This window comes from Streptosporangium sp. NPDC000239, assembly GCF_040300765.1.
Lineage (GTDB): Bacteria > Actinomycetota > Actinomycetes > Streptosporangiales > Streptosporangiaceae > Streptosporangium.
The window spans coordinates 41,644-54,669 of record NZ_JBEPEI010000023.1 but is presented as its reverse complement, the minus strand read 5'-3'; the positions used below and the strand labels follow the sequence as shown (position 1 = coordinate 54,669).

At 72.4% G+C, this 13,026-nt stretch carries 13 protein-coding genes; 7 read left to right on the top strand and 6 right to left on the bottom strand.

Annotated elements, in window-relative coordinates; translation table 11 throughout:
- Positions 1–77: 77 nt before the first annotated feature.
- Complete coding sequence (locus tag ABT340_RS36835) at positions 78–1,022, top strand: hypothetical protein (protein WP_352015547.1); 945 nt, start codon at positions 78–80, stop codon at positions 1,020–1,022.
- A gap of 26 nt (positions 1,023–1,048) precedes the next feature.
- Here the strand turns inward: ABT340_RS36835 and ABT340_RS36830 are convergent, their stop codons facing one another.
- The 4 genes from ABT340_RS36830 to ABT340_RS36815 are packed head-to-tail and all read right to left on the bottom strand — an operon-like array spanning position 1,049 to position 4,924.
- Entirely contained in the window at positions 1,049–1,870 is an 822-nt protein-coding gene (locus tag ABT340_RS36830) for a class II fructose-bisphosphate aldolase (protein WP_352015546.1), read from the bottom strand.
- 12 nt (positions 1,871–1,882) lie between these two features.
- Entirely contained in the window at positions 1,883–2,872 is a 990-nt protein-coding gene (locus ABT340_RS36825) for a 1-phosphofructokinase family hexose kinase (RefSeq protein WP_352015545.1), read from the bottom strand.
- Positions 2,869–4,005, bottom strand: coding sequence for an N-acetylglucosamine-6-phosphate deacetylase (gene nagA / locus ABT340_RS36820; protein ID WP_352015544.1), 1,137 nt, complete (start codon positions 4,003–4,005; stop codon positions 2,869–2,871). The genes ABT340_RS36825 and nagA overlap by 4 nt, the downstream gene beginning before the upstream one ends.
- 37 nt (positions 4,006–4,042) lie before the next feature.
- Positions 4,043–4,924 carry an SIS domain-containing protein gene (locus ABT340_RS36815; RefSeq protein WP_352015543.1) on the bottom strand — a complete coding sequence of 294 codons (882 nt, stop codon included), beginning with the start codon at positions 4,922–4,924 and terminating at the stop codon, positions 4,043–4,045.
- A gap of 104 nt (positions 4,925–5,028) precedes the next feature.
- On the opposite strand from ABT340_RS36815, the gene ABT340_RS36810 reads away from it, so the two are divergent.
- The 4 genes from ABT340_RS36810 (at position 5,029) to ABT340_RS36795 (ending at position 8,617) form a co-directional block, all read left to right on the top strand.
- On the top strand, positions 5,029–5,799 hold the full coding sequence (locus tag ABT340_RS36810) for a DeoR/GlpR family DNA-binding transcription regulator (protein WP_352015542.1): 771 nt from the start codon (positions 5,029–5,031) through the stop codon (positions 5,797–5,799).
- A gap of 102 nt (positions 5,800–5,901) precedes the next feature.
- Positions 5,902–6,429 carry a MarR family winged helix-turn-helix transcriptional regulator gene (locus tag ABT340_RS36805; protein WP_352015541.1) on the top strand — a complete coding sequence of 176 codons (528 nt, stop codon included), beginning with the start codon at positions 5,902–5,904 and terminating at the stop codon, positions 6,427–6,429.
- A 130-nt stretch (positions 6,430–6,559) separates the two neighbouring features.
- Entirely contained in the window at positions 6,560–7,522 is a 963-nt protein-coding gene (locus ABT340_RS36800) for a hypothetical protein (protein WP_352015540.1), read from the top strand.
- Positions 7,523–7,609: 87 nt separating this feature from the next.
- On the top strand, positions 7,610–8,617 hold the full coding sequence (locus tag ABT340_RS36795; RefSeq protein ID WP_352015539.1) for a hypothetical protein: 1,008 nt from the start codon (positions 7,610–7,612) through the stop codon (positions 8,615–8,617).
- 6 nt (positions 8,618–8,623) lie between these two features.
- On the opposite strand, the gene ABT340_RS36790 is transcribed toward ABT340_RS36795, so the two are convergent.
- Positions 8,624–9,286: a response regulator gene (locus ABT340_RS36790; RefSeq protein ID WP_352015538.1), complete on the bottom strand. Its 663-nt coding sequence runs from the start codon at positions 9,284–9,286 to the stop codon at positions 8,624–8,626.
- Positions 9,287–9,460: 174 nt separating this feature from the next.
- A complete protein-coding gene (locus ABT340_RS36785; RefSeq protein ID WP_352015537.1) occupies positions 9,461–10,663 on the bottom strand; it encodes a sensor histidine kinase in 1,203 nt (400 codons plus the stop codon).
- A gap of 244 nt (positions 10,664–10,907) precedes the next feature.
- Between ABT340_RS36785 and ABT340_RS36780 the strand changes: the two genes are divergently transcribed.
- Complete coding sequence (locus ABT340_RS36780) at positions 10,908–12,494, top strand: DUF8832 domain-containing protein (protein WP_352015536.1); 1,587 nt, start codon at positions 10,908–10,910, stop codon at positions 12,492–12,494.
- Positions 12,491–12,895, top strand: a complete 405-nt coding sequence (locus ABT340_RS36775; protein WP_352015535.1) for a FixH family protein — start codon at positions 12,491–12,493, stop codon at positions 12,893–12,895. The genes ABT340_RS36780 and ABT340_RS36775 overlap by 4 nt, the downstream gene beginning before the upstream one ends.
- The last annotated feature ends 131 nt before the right edge of the window (positions 12,896–13,026 follow it).

Here is a 13,026-nt window from a genome sequence, read left to right as displayed (position 1 = left end):
CGACGGCTGGTCACGAAATTGACACTGTCTGCGTCGGCAAAAGTGACGTAAGCCGAAAAATCTGTGAACATTCCCATGTGTCGGATGATCGTGAGCTGCGGGTCGCTCTTCGGGAAGGCCCGTTCCACGTCGCGCTCCGCGCCGCGGTCGAAGCGAGGGGGCTGACCCTTGACCGGCTCCGCCACCGCCTTGAGGAGCGCGGGCTGCGGGTCGGGATGACGAGCCTGAGCTACTGGCAGCAGGGACTGCGCCGCCCCGAGCGGCCCGAGTCGCTGCGGGCCGTACGGGCGCTTGAGGAGATCCTCATCCTCCCGCCGCGCTCGCTGATGGGCCTGCTCGGGCCGCCCCGGCCCCGGGGCAGGGGGCAGAACGGCGGGGGCACGTCCGTCCCGATCTCCGCCGCCGTTCCCTACGCCACGATCCTTGAGCCCTCACGCGCGCTCTCGGCCCTGCTGCAGGACCTCGACGGCTCCGCCGACGACAGGCGGCTGCACATCAGCGGGATGTACGAGACGCTGCAGATCGGCCCGGACCGCAGCGTCGTGCGCCGTGAGACGCTCCAGGTGATGCGGGCGCAGGAGGCGACCGACCGCCACATCATCGTCTACCGGGGCGACCTGGGGTGCGACGTCGAACGCGTGCGGATCAGGGCGCTTGAGGACTGCCGGGTCGGCAGGGTCAGGCGGGACGGCCCGACCGCGCTCGTGGCGGCCGAGCTGCTGTTCGACCGCAGGTTGCGGGTCGGGGAGACCCAGGTGATCCGCTACGAGCTGGCCGACCCGAGCGGGGTGGAGACGACCGAGTACGAACGGGGGTTCCGCTTCCCCGCCGGGCAGTACACGCTCAGGGTGAGCTTCGCCGCCTCGGCGCTGCCCGCGGGCATCCGCCGCTTCTCCCGGCACGACCACGCCGCGGAGGAGCACGACCACGGTGAACTGACCCTCAACGCCCACCACGCGGTCCACCTGGTGGCCGACTCGCTGCGCCCCGGCCTGATCGGCATCCGCTGGAACTGGCCGTAGGGGACGTCGTAGGGGTGTCGTAGGGGTTAGGTCAGGACCTTCAGGAGGCGGGTGACCTCGGTGGCGACGGCCGTACGGGCGGCGGCGAGGTAGACGCGGGAGTCGACGACCCGCTCGTCGGCGGCCAGGTGGTCGCGGATCGCCCCGGTGAAGGTCTTGTTGAGGTGGGTGGCGATGTTGATCTTCTTCATGCCGTGCCGTACGGCGGCGCGGAGGGTCTCGTCCGGCACGCCCGAGGAGCCGTGCAGCACCAGCGGGACGGGTACGGCGGCGCGCAGCGCGGAGATCAGCTCAAGGTCGAGCACGGCGTCCCTGGTCGTCATGGCGTGCGAGCTGCCGACGGCCACGGCCAGCGCGTCCACCCCGGTCCTGGCCACGTAGTCCACGGCCTCGTGCGGCCTGGTCCGCGCCCCGGGCGCGTGCACCCCGTCCTTGCCCCCCACCTCGCCGAGCTCGGCCTCCACCCACAGGCCACGGGCGTGGCAGTGGGCGGCGACCTCGGCGGTGAGCGCCACGTTCTCCTCGTCGGGCAGCGCGGAGGCGTCGAACATCACCGAGCCGATCCCCAGCTCCGAGGCCTCCTCGACCAGCGCGCGGTCGGTGGCGTGGTCGAGGTGGACGGCGACGGGCACGGCCGCCGCCCTGGCGACCGCCAGGGACGCCGCCGCGATCGGGGCGAGCGCGCCGTGGTAGCGGACGCAGTTCTCGCTGATCTGCAGCACGACGGGTGTGCCTGCGGCCTCGGCCCCGGCGACGATCGCCTCCGCGTGTTCGAGCTGGATGACGTTGAACGCGCCGACGCCCTTTGGAGCGTTCCCGACGATGTCGCCGATTCCGACGAGGGACATGATTGGCCTCCGTTACACAGGTTCCGCTTCCACCCGGACACCCGGGTGGACCTCCCGCAGGACGTCGGCGTCGAAGTCACCCGCGACCGGGGCCGCGACCGCCGCCGCGCCGAGCGCCGCCGCCCGGCGCAGCCGTTCCGGCCAGGGGGTGCCCTCGACCAGGCCGAGCGTCAGCCCCGCGACCAGCGCGTCACCCGCGCCGGTCGGGTTCCCCTCGACCCGGTACGGCATCGCCGCCCGCCACGCCCCCTCGGGGGTCACCGCGAGCAGGCCGTCGGCCCCGAGGGAGACCACGACCGCCCTGGCCCCGGAACGCCTGAGGACCTGGGCCCCCCGCACGGCGGCGCCGGGGCCGGTGCCGGGGCCGTGAGCCTCCTGGGGGCCGGACAGGGCCAGGGCCCGGGCGAGTTCCTCGGCGTTGGGCTTGACGATCTCGGGCCGCCCGCCGGGGGCGTGCCTGAGCGGCTCGCCGTCGGCGTCCACGACCGCCGGGACGCCGTGGGCCCGGGCGCGGGCGGCGAGTTCGGCGTACAGGCGCGGGGAGACCCCGGAGGGCAGGCTGCCGGAGATCACGACCGCGGCGGCACCCCCGAGCCGGGCCTCGTAGTCGCTCAGGAAACGCCCGATCTCGTCCTCGGTGACGAGCGGACCCGGTTCGTTGAACAGCGCGGTGCGCCCCGGGGCGCGGCCGTGGTCGTGGACGGCCAGGGTGGCGCGGGAGGGGCCGGAGATCGGGGTGAGGGCGGTGGGCAGGCCCGCGGCGGCGAGGTCGGCCAGGGCGGCCTCGCCGTTCGGGCCGCCCGCGAGACCGGTGACGAGCACCTCGCAGCCGAGGGCGGCGAGCACCCTGGCCACGTTGACGCCCTTGCCGCCCGCCCTGCGGTGCACGGCCCCGACGCGGTTGACGCCGTCCCAGTCGACGTCCCCGGTCACGTAGGTGACGTCGAGTGCGAGGTTCAGCGTGACGGTCAGGACCGGACCACGGGCGGGCGGGGAGGTCATCGGGGAGCCGTCGTCCAGTTTCCGTGCCGCATGACGCCGGAGACCTCCAGGTCGTCGGTGAGCACCACCAGGTCGGCCCGCTTGCCGACGGAGATGGAGCCGAGGTCGTCGGCCAGGCCGAGCACCTTGGCGGGGGTGAGTGAGGTGATCTCGACCGCCTCGGGCAGCGACAGGCCGACCTGCTGTACGGCGCGGCGGAAGGCCACGTCCATGGTGAGCGTGCTGCCCGCGATGGAGCCACCGCCGGCCAGCCTGGCGACGCCGTCGACGACCTCGACCCGCATCGGGCCGAGACCGTACACGCCGTCGCCCATGCCCGCGGCGGCCATGGCGTCGGTGATGAGCACGGTCCTGCCGGGACCGGCGACGTCGTAGGCCAGGCGCATCATCGCCGGGTGCACGTGCACACCGTCGTTGACCAGCTCGATGGTGACCCGCTCGTCCTCAAGCAGCGCGGCGATCGGGCCGGGGTCGCGGTGGTGCAGGGGCGGCATCGCGTTGTAGAGGTGGGTGGCCACGCTGCCGCCCGCCTCGATGCCCAGCAGGGTCTGCTCGTAGTCGGCGTCGCTGTGCCCGAGGGCGGCGATCACGTCGTTGGCGACGGCCTCCCTGATGGTGTCCAGCGCCCCGGGCAGCTCGGCGGCGAGGGTGAGCATCCGTATGTGGCCGCGGCCCGCCTTGAGCAGCTCGGTGAACTCCCGGACGGAGGGCTCCCGCAGGAGGGCGGGGTTGTGCGCGCCGCAGCGGGCCTTGGAGATGTAGGGGCCCTCAAGGTGGACGCCGGCCAGCAGGCCGTCCTCGCACAGGTCGGCCAGGGCGGAAGCGGCCCTGGTCAGCTCGTTCGTGGTCGCGGTGACCAGGCTGGCGACGATCGTGGTCGTCCCGTGCGCGGCGTGCAGGGCGGCGACCCGGCGGGCCTCCTCCTGGTCGCCGCTGGGGAAGGATCCTCCGGCGCCGCCGTGGGAGTGGATGTCGACGAAGCCCGGAACCACGTGGCGGCCCCCGAGGCTGAGCCCGGGGCCGGGGGCGGCGCCCCGGCCCACATGGGTGATGCGGCCGTCCTCGATGGTGAGCCAGCCCTCGTGGACACCTTCGGGGGTCACGACACGGGCGTCGGAGAGTGTGATGCTCATGGCGTCAGTTCTTCCCGTTTCTCCCACCGGTCAATGTTCAGGAGGGGAGGATGACAGAACGGGTCAAGTTGAGTGGTTCGTCCGGGTTGAGTCCCTGGGCCAGTGCCCTGGCCACGGCCACCCGCTGAACCAGGACCAACTCGGCCATCGGGTCGAGGAGGCTGTTCAGGAACGCTCCACCCGTGGCCTCGACCTCGGCGCGCAGCCCCTTCGCGCCCTCCCCGAGGACCCAGGTGACGCGGTTCGGGCCCGCGATGCTGATCGGGCCGTGGCGGTACTCCATCGCGGGATAGGACTCGGTCCACGCCCGGCACGCCTCGCGCATCTTCAGGGCGGCCTCAAGAGCCAGGCCGTACGACCAGTCCCGGCCGAGGAAGGTGAACTGCTCGGCGGTCAGGGTGATCTCGGGGAGCGGGACGGCGAGCGCCCGTTCGGCGTCGGCGATCGCGCCGCTCAGGTCCTCGCCGAGGTGGGCGCGGAGCAGGGCGAGCTGCGTCGTGGCGAAGCGGGTCTGCACGACCGACCGCTCGTCGGCGAAGTCGAGCATCACGATCTCGTCGGCGGCGGTCACGACGGGGGTGCCGGGGGAGGCGGTGACGGCGCTCGTCCTGACGCCCCGCTCGCGCAGGACCGCCAGCGCGTCGAGGACCTCGGTCGTCGTGCCCGACCTGGTCAGTGCGAGCACCCGGTCGTACGGACGTCCCACGGGGAACTCGGAGGCGGCGAAGGCGTCGGTCTCGCCCTGTCCGGCCCGCTCGCGGAGCACCGCGTAGGACTGGGCGACGAACCACGAGGTGCCGCAGCCGATGACGGCCACCCGCTCCCCGGGGCGGGGCAGCGCGTCCCTCGGAGTCTCGGCGACGGCTCTGCGCCAGCAGTCGGGCTGGGACACGATCTCGGATTCGGTGTGCGTGGTCACGGCGCGCCTCCCCAAGAAGCTTCGTTTGTGATTGATTTATACCAGAAATGAGCAACTTTGTGCAGAGGTGGGTTTTGATCGCCCCGTGTGCAAGGCTGACTGCTGTGAGCCGATATGAGCGCTGGAACGCGATCCTCGAACTGCTCTCGCAGGAGGGGCGGTTGTCCGTCGAGGAGGCCGCGGAGGCGCTGACCGTCTCGACGGCGACGATCCGCCGCGACTTCGACCAGCTCGCCCAGCAGCAGATGCTCATGCGCACCCGTGGCGGCGCCGTCTCCCAGAGCGTGAGCTACGACCTGCCGCTGCGCTACAAGACCGCCCGTCACGCCGACGAGAAACAGCGGATCGCGGACGCCGCGGCCGAACTGGTCACACCGGGCGCGATCGTCGGCATGAACGGCGGCACGACCACCTCGGAGGTGGCCCGCGCCCTGGCGATCAGGGCCGACCCCGACCTCGGCTTCACCGTGGTCACCAACGCGCTGAACATCGCCGCCGAGCTGACGGTCAGGCAGCACGTGAAGATCGTGGTGACCGGCGGGGTGGCGAGGCCGCAGTCCTACGAGCTGATCGGCCCGCTTGCCTCGGGGGTGCTCGAACAGGTCGCGCTCGACATCGCCTTCCTCGGCGTGGACGCGCTCGACCCGGTCGCGGGCGCCTTCGCCCACCACGAGGGCGAGGCGAGCGTCAACAACCTGCTGATCGGCAGGGCCTCCCAGGTCGTCGCGGTCGCCGACGCCTCCAAGATCGGCGGGCGGGCCTTCGCGCGGATCTGCTCGATCGACGCGATCGGCACCCTGATCACCGACGAGGGCCTGCCGGACGAGGAGGCCGCCCGGTTCACCGACGCGGGCGTGAATGTGGTCCGCGTCTAGCGTCCCAGAACAGGGATTTGTCGGAAATCATCTAGGATCAGGAGGGTCCGGACGATTCCGCCGCCCGGGGTCGATATGGCCGAACCCCCGAGGAGCTTGTCTGTGAGTGGCGCGCACACCCTGCGGCAGACCGAGGAGGCCGTCTCGGGAAAGCTCCAGGGGCTGGAGCTGGACTTTCGCGCCATGACCGCGATCTCGAACCTCTACCGGGTCGCCTCGTCCATCAGGAACCACTTCGAGCAGACCGTGCTGAAGGAGGCCGAGCTCACCTGGACCGCCTTCGTGGTGCTGTGGGTCGTGTGGATCTGGGAGTCGATCGAGAACCGGCACGTCGCCGAGGAGGCGGGCATCACCAAGGGCACGCTGACCGGGGTGGCGCAGACGCTTGAGGCACGCGGGCTGATCCTGCGGGAGATCCCGGCGACCGACCGCAGGCGTACCGTCTTCTCCCTCACCCCCGAGGGCAGGAAGCTGATGACCACCCTGTTCCCCGAGTTCAACCGGGAGGAGCAGTTCGTGCTCTCCGGCCTCGGCGAGAGGCGCCTGACCGAGCTGGGGGAGTCGCTCAGGCACGTCCTCCAGCACCTGGAGAAGGAGGGCCCGGAGCGCAGGGCCTCCCGGGGCGCCTGAGACCGACCGGCTCTCCGGGCCCGGTGACTTTCCGGGGTTCGGTGGCCTTTCAGGGCTTCGGCGACTCTTCAGGGCTTCGGCGGCGGATAACCCGGTGCGGCGGGAGTGGGCCGTACGCCACGATGTTCCGATGAACGACCCCTGGCTTGGGCGGATTCTCCGTGAGGGGGCGGCGCCGGAGATGCTTGAGGCGCTGGCCGAGCGGCTGTCCCCCGCGGATCTTCAGACGCTGCTGATGGCCGTCCATCGGCGTCGTGCGGCCGACGTCACGCCCGCCCATCTGCTCCGGCGGTACGAACGTGACCGGTTCACCGCCCTCTCACCGGTCGACGCGGGCGACCTGGCGCGCCTGACCCTGCTGGCCCACGAACGTCTCACCGGGCACGGGTTCACCGGCCTCGCGACGGCGCCGGTCTGCCCGCTGGGCACCGCCTCGGCGGTGGCGACCGTGAGCCAGGACAAGGTGCTGACGACGATCCGCAACACCGAGGTCGTCTCGGACGTGACCAACGTCCTGGCCCTGGAATGCGCCGTCCGCCGTCGGGGCCTGCTCCGGGACGAGCCCCGCTCCCGGTCGAGGGTACGGCTCGGCGCGGCACAGCGCGTCCTGCGCGCGCAGCCGTTCGGGCCGGGCATGACGCAGCACTTCGCGCTGCTCGGGCTGTGCACGGCGGGCCGGGACGAGGGTTCCTTCGGCTTCGAGACGGAGACCCTCGTCGAGCACGTCGGCGTTCACCTGGACATCCTGGACGGAGCCCGCGAACTCGGCCACGCCATCCCGGCGGTGCGCGTCGGCCTCACCGACCTGACCGGAGGACGGCACCGTACGGCGCTGCGCGAACGGGTCCTCGACCGGTTGGCGCCGGAACACCCGGACGTCACCTTCGTCTTCGACGACGAGCGCGTGACGGGGCGCGGTTACTACACCGGCGTCTCGTTCGGGATCGACGTCGTCACACCACGGGGTGAGACCCTCAACCTCGGGGACGGAGGGTCGACCACCTGGACCGCGGCGCTGCTCGGCAACGCCAAGGAACGGCTGCTGATCAGCGGGCTGGGGATCGAGCGGGTGTGCGGGCTTCTCGCTGAGTGACATTTGTCCAGTTTCGGGGAGAATGGGGTGATCGTTTCACCCTTTTGGGTGACGTGCGGTGCGGTGTGGATGGCTAAGGTCCTGGGCATGCGTGCTCTCGGATGGACTCTGGCGGTTGCGGGACTGGTGCTTGCCGGATGCGGCACCGGCGGCTCGGAGGAGGGACAGGGCCTGCGCCAGGCGATGGCGCGTCTCGACGCCTCCGGCCCCGCCGCGACCTACCTCGAATACGGCGACATGGCGCACTGGCGCAAGCTCGGCGTGGTCACCGACAAGGGGCCGGGCCAGGACAAGCGCTGGAGGGCCGCCGTCGGCTCGGGCTTCGGCGACCTCGCGGTGAGCGGGGACAGGCTCGCCGAGGCGACCGGTCTCAACGTGTTCGCCGCGAACCAGGCCGTCAACATCGGAGTCCCGCCGAAGACCGCGATCCGTGTCGAGGGCGCTCTCGACGCCTCGGGCATCAGCGCCAAACTGACCTCCATGGGGGCCAAGCCCCGGGAGATCGGCGGCCAGGAGGGGCTGTCCCTCGCCGAGGACAACATGATCGACATGAAGGGCCCGCAGTCCGGGCTCGGGCTGATCAACCAGCTCAACCAGGTGGTGGTCACGGACTCCGCGCTGGTCGCGGGCGCCGCGGCCGAGCCCGTCGCGGCGGCGCTCGGCACCGGCTCCTCCCTGGCCGAGAACCCCGACCACGCCGCAGTCGCCGACTGCCTGGGCGACGTCGTCTCCGCGATCGTCATGGCCCCCACACAGCCGGGCGGGGTCGTCCTGTACGGCGTCGGCCTGCGCAGGCCCGCGTCCACGGCCGACAAGGCGGTCGACGTGGTGTGCGTGCTGCCGAGGGCCGCCGAGGTGGGCAAGGTGTTCAAGGAGCGCCTCACCACGGCCGCCGTCGTCGCGGGCAAGCCCCTGTCCGACTCGGTCGAGACGGTCGCGCACGACGACGTCAGCTCGGGCGACCGTACGGTCCACCGCGCCCTGCTGACCGTCAAGCCCGACGGCCCGGTCCTGATGGCCAACCAGCTGCTGATCCGCCGCGACCTGGAGCGCCTGGCCGACCCGGCCGCCCCTGTCGATCCGCTCGGCTCCTGAGGGCCTTCACCGGGGCGGCGTCCCGGCCAGGCCGTTCAGGTGGGCGTAGACGACGGCGTGGACCCGGTCGCGCAGGCTGAGTTTGGACAGGATGCGGGAGACGTGCGTCTTGACGGTCTCCTCGCCGACGTGGAGGGCCGCGGCGATCTCGGCGTTGCTGCGGGCGTCGGCCAGCAGGAGCAGCACCTCACGCTCCCGGGAGGTCAGCCGTTCGAAGTCGGCGGGCACGGCCGTCGGCTCGATGCTGGTGGTGAACCGGGCGATCAGGCGCCGGGTCACCGAGGGGTCGATCAGTGCGTCCCCCCGGGCGGCCACCCGGATCGCGGACGCCATCTCCTCCGGAGGCAGGCTCTTCAGCAGGAAGCCGCTGGCCCCGGCCCGTAACGCGCGGTAGACGTAGTCGTCGTTGTCGTAGGTGGTCAGCACCAGGACCCTGGTGACGTTCCCCGGCGCCGCCAGGATCGCCTCCGTCGCGGCCAGGCCGTCCAGCCTGGGCATCCGCACGTCCAGGATCGCCACGTCCGGGCGGAGCCGCAGGGTCTCGGCGACCGCCTCGTGGCCGTCTCCGACCTCGGCGACGCAGAGCAGGTCCGGCTGGGTTTCGAGTACGGCGCGCATACCGGAACGGAACATCGCGTGGTCGTCGGCGAGCAGCACGCGCAGCGTCACGGCGTCTCCAGGTCTCGGGGGCTGGGAGGTTCCGGACGGAAGCCGGTTCCGTGCGGAGAACGTGTCACGGACGGCGATTGTCTCCTGGAGACGCGGACTTTCGCGGACGGTTTGTTATATGGAGAAATTTCCGTATAAAAGGCATGAGGAGGTCGCCGGATCGGCTTTTTCGAATCAGAGTTGTGGCCGTTCCAGGGGGAAACTGGCCCTGACCTGCCAGTGTCTGCCGTCGGGCTGCACGCCGTAGGTGATCCGGCCGCCGAACAGCGCGACCCGCTGCCTGATCCCGGCCAGGCCCCGGTGCGGCGAACTCCGTTCCTCGAAGGGGCCGTGCCACTCGCCCAGCTGGTTGGTCACGGTCACGACCGCCTCTGTCTCCCGGTATTCGAGCTCGACGCCGACGCTCTCGCCACGGCCGTGCCGCAGGGCGTTGGTGAGGGCCTCCTGCGCGACGCGGTACACCGCGACGTCGAGTGAGCCGGGCAGCTCACGGGGCGGGCCGTGGGTGGTCAGCGTGACCTTCAGGCCCGCGGCCCGCACGCCGTCGAGCAACTCGTCGAGGTTGTTCAGACCCGGCTGACGCCGCCCGGTCTCGGTCTCGTCGCCGTGCAGGATCGCCAGAAGCATGCGCAGGTCGGCCATGGCCGCGCGGCTGCTCGACTCGACGGCGGACAGCGACCTGTAGGCCCGGTCCGCCGAGCCGTCGCCGGGCGGCGCGCCGAGCCCGAGCCGCGCCGCGCCCGCGTGCATGCCGATCGCGCTGACGTGGTGGGAGATCACGTCGTGCAGGTCCCTGGCGATGGCGCTGCGCTCCTCGGCGACGGCTCGCTGTACCGCCGCCCGCTCGTCGTGGAGCCGCAGCTCGGCCTGGCGTTCCAACTCGGCGATGTAGGCGCGCCGCTCGGTCGTGTAACGCCCGACCATCCAGGGCAGCAGCACCCTGGCGGTGAGGTCGATCCCCAGGACGATCGGGCTCATCGGGCGGACGGCGATGTGGCCGACGGTCAGCAGATAGCTTCCCGTGACCCCCGCCGCCAGCGCCGCGAGCGCGGTCAACGCCTGCGTCGAGCGCAGCCACGCCCCCGCGCGGTAGCCCGCGACCAGGAGGCCGGCCTCGACCGGGTGCCAGGGGGCGCCGGGGAACAGCAGCGCGGGCATCATGACGGCGAGGCCGTGGACCACCGCGACGACGCCGGAGAAACGGGGAGGGGTGGCCAGCAACGCGTCGATCACCAGGACGGCGAGGAGGGCCAGCCAGTACTGCCACACGCCGCTCGGCCGGTTGCCGAGCAGGAACACGCCCGAGTCCGCCACCATGCACACACCCGCGACCAGCAACGACTGGCCGGCCAGCGACCGGCTGGCGTCACGTCCCATGGCCCTCGCTCCTCGTCGGTCCCCACCCGGCATGCTGCCCGCTCTCCCTCCGGGAGGGAAGATCCCTCCCCATGGGGGAGAACACGGTATCCCCCGTGGGCACGGCCTTCGCGGGCCGTACCGTCCGGTGATCGGCTGAGGCGCGTTCTCGCAGGTGGGGGCCGCCGTGTCCCTCAAACGGGGGACCCGGATCCCGCTCCCAGGTGACGAAATCCCCGTGGTGTCCCGGTTAGCGTCGGCCGCGATGAGAACCTACGGACACCGGGTGCTGTTCATACCGGCCTTCGTGGTCCTGCTGGCGACCGTGCTGGTGGTCGGTCAACGGCCCGCGCTGGCCGACGGCGCGCCCACGGGACAGGACGTACACGTCGCCCAGACCCTGGGCACCCGTGAGCTCTCGGTCATCCTGCGCCGGGTGGACGAGGTGCCAGGCCCGCTGCGCGTCGAGGTCCTCACCCACGCGGGGGCCACCTCGGGAACCCTTGCGGAAACCTCAGGGAGCCCCGCGGGGACCGCCTCGGCGACCGGTTCGGGGGCCGTTTCGGGGTTCGGTTCGGGCGGCGGCGGGGGGCGGCTCACCCTGCGGCTGGTCCCGACCGGGGCCAGCGGCGCCGACGACGGCCTGCCCGCCGCGGGCACCGTCGTCAGCCAGGCAGAGCTGGTCCTGGGCGCCACACCCGGCGTGTACGGCACGACCCTGCGGGTCGACCGTCCCGGGCCGTGGGAGCTGACCGTCGACGACGGCCGTGACAGCGGGCGGATCCCGTTCGTCGTGCCCGCCCCGGTCAGCTCGCCTCCCGACACGGTCGCCTACGCGGGCTTCTCGGTGGCGGGCGGACTGCTGCTCCTCGCGCTCGGTACGGCGGTGTGGTCGCGGCGCTGGTGGCTTCCGCTGGTCCCGGCCTGCGGGATGGTCGCGGCCCTGGCCACCGGGGTGACCGGCGCCGCGCTGTCCCCGCTCACCCCGCAACCGCCGCTGCCCGGCCAGCAGGTGGACGCGACCGTGGACAACGTCGTCTCGCCCTACACGGCGGCCAGGCCGGTGAACGCCGACTACTCACGGCCACCGGTGAACATGCTGGTACGCGCCTCGGAGACGACCTCGGGACGCCTGGCGGACCTCGACCTGCTGCTGACGGACGGCTCGACGGGACGGCCGGTCGAGGACCTGCTCGTCCACGACGACGCGCTGGTCCACCTGCTGGTCGTCTCACCGTCCGGCCGGTTGTGGCACCTGCACCCGGTCATGGCCGGTCCGGGCCGCTACCGGGTCGGCCTCGCCCTGGCGGAGCCAGGGCACTACGCGATCTCGGCGGAACTGGCCAGACGGGGCGGCGGCGTGCAACTGGTCCGCTCGGCCTCCGGGCTGGACGTCGCCCCGGGCGCCACTCCCGTCGCGGCGGCGCCGCAGCCCGAAGGCCCGGGCCCGAGGGAGATCGACGGCGTCAGGGTCGACCTGGCCGTGACGGCGCCGTCGGCCGGGGCCGCCACCACGGTCACCGTCAAGCTCGGTGAGCGCGCCGACCTGCAGCCGTGGCTCGGCATGGTGGGGCACCTCATCGTCGTCGGGCCGCTGCCGGACTCCACACCGGTCGGCGCCGCCGCGCAGACCGCGCCGGTCTGGGGGCACGTGCACGCGATGGCCCCCAGGCCCAGGGGAGCGGCGAGCCGTCCGGACGAGACCGTCGCGATGTTCGGGCCCGAGGTGCGCTTCACCCACACCTTCCCCGAACCGGGCCGCTACCGGCTCTGGGCGCAGGTGGAGCGCGGCTACGCGCTGGTGACCGTACCGGCCGTGCTGGACGTCACGGCGAAGGAAGGGGACTCATGAGGCGCCGGGGGGCGTGGGCGGCCGTCTGCGTCGCCGTACTGGCCGGTGCCGCGCTGTGGTTGCTGTGGCCGCGGGGCGGCTCGGGGCCGACGGTGCTGCGCAACGGGACGGAGCACTACCGGGTACGGCTCACGGTCGAACGCTCGGGGACGGGTCCCGTGACGGTCGACGTGGCCGACCTGCGGGGACGGCCGGTGACACTGCGCAGCGTCACCGTCGAGCCGGTCATGACGAACATGGGCCACGCCCTCGAACCCGTCCCCGCCGTGGCCCAGGGGCCGGGCAGGTACCGGGCCGAACGCCTGGCCCTGCCCATGGGCGGAGCCTGGGCGTTCACCGTGCTCATGAACGGGCCGGGAGGGACCGACCGGGTCACCTTCCCGGTGCTGGTGACCGGGTGACCCCGTCCTGACCGGCGACCGGGAGGCCCGAGGGCCCGGTGACCGACGGACCGACGGACCCTCGCGGCGGACACCGGAGACCGGCCTCGCGGCGGACACCGGTGGTCGGCGAGCCCGTGGGCCCGGCGACC

Excerpts from the sequence above, each read along its gene's own strand:
- ABT340_RS36795 (WP_352015539.1), top strand. The coding sequence starts at position 7,610 with ATGCGTGCTCTCGGATGGACTCTGGCGGTTGCGGGACTGGTGCTTGCC.
- ABT340_RS36780 (WP_352015536.1), top strand. The coding sequence starts at position 10,908 with ATGAGAACCTACGGACACCGGGTGCTGTTCATACCGGCCTTCGTGGTC.
- ABT340_RS36800 (WP_352015540.1), top strand. The coding sequence starts at position 6,560 with ATGAACGACCCCTGGCTTGGGCGGATTCTCCGTGAGGGGGCGGCGCCG.
- ABT340_RS36785 (WP_352015537.1), bottom strand. The coding sequence starts at position 10,663 with ATGGGACGTGACGCCAGCCGGTCGCTGGCCGGCCAGTCGTTGCTGGTC.
- ABT340_RS36775 (WP_352015535.1), top strand. The coding sequence starts at position 12,491 with ATGAGGCGCCGGGGGGCGTGGGCGGCCGTCTGCGTCGCCGTACTGGCC.
- ABT340_RS36830 (WP_352015546.1), bottom strand. The coding sequence starts at position 1,870 with ATGTCCCTCGTCGGAATCGGCGACATCGTCGGGAACGCTCCAAAGGGC.
- ABT340_RS36825 (WP_352015545.1), bottom strand. The coding sequence starts at position 2,872 with ATGACCTCCCCGCCCGCCCGTGGTCCGGTCCTGACCGTCACGCTGAAC.
- nagA (WP_352015544.1), bottom strand. The coding sequence starts at position 4,005 with ATGAGCATCACACTCTCCGACGCCCGTGTCGTGACCCCCGAAGGTGTC.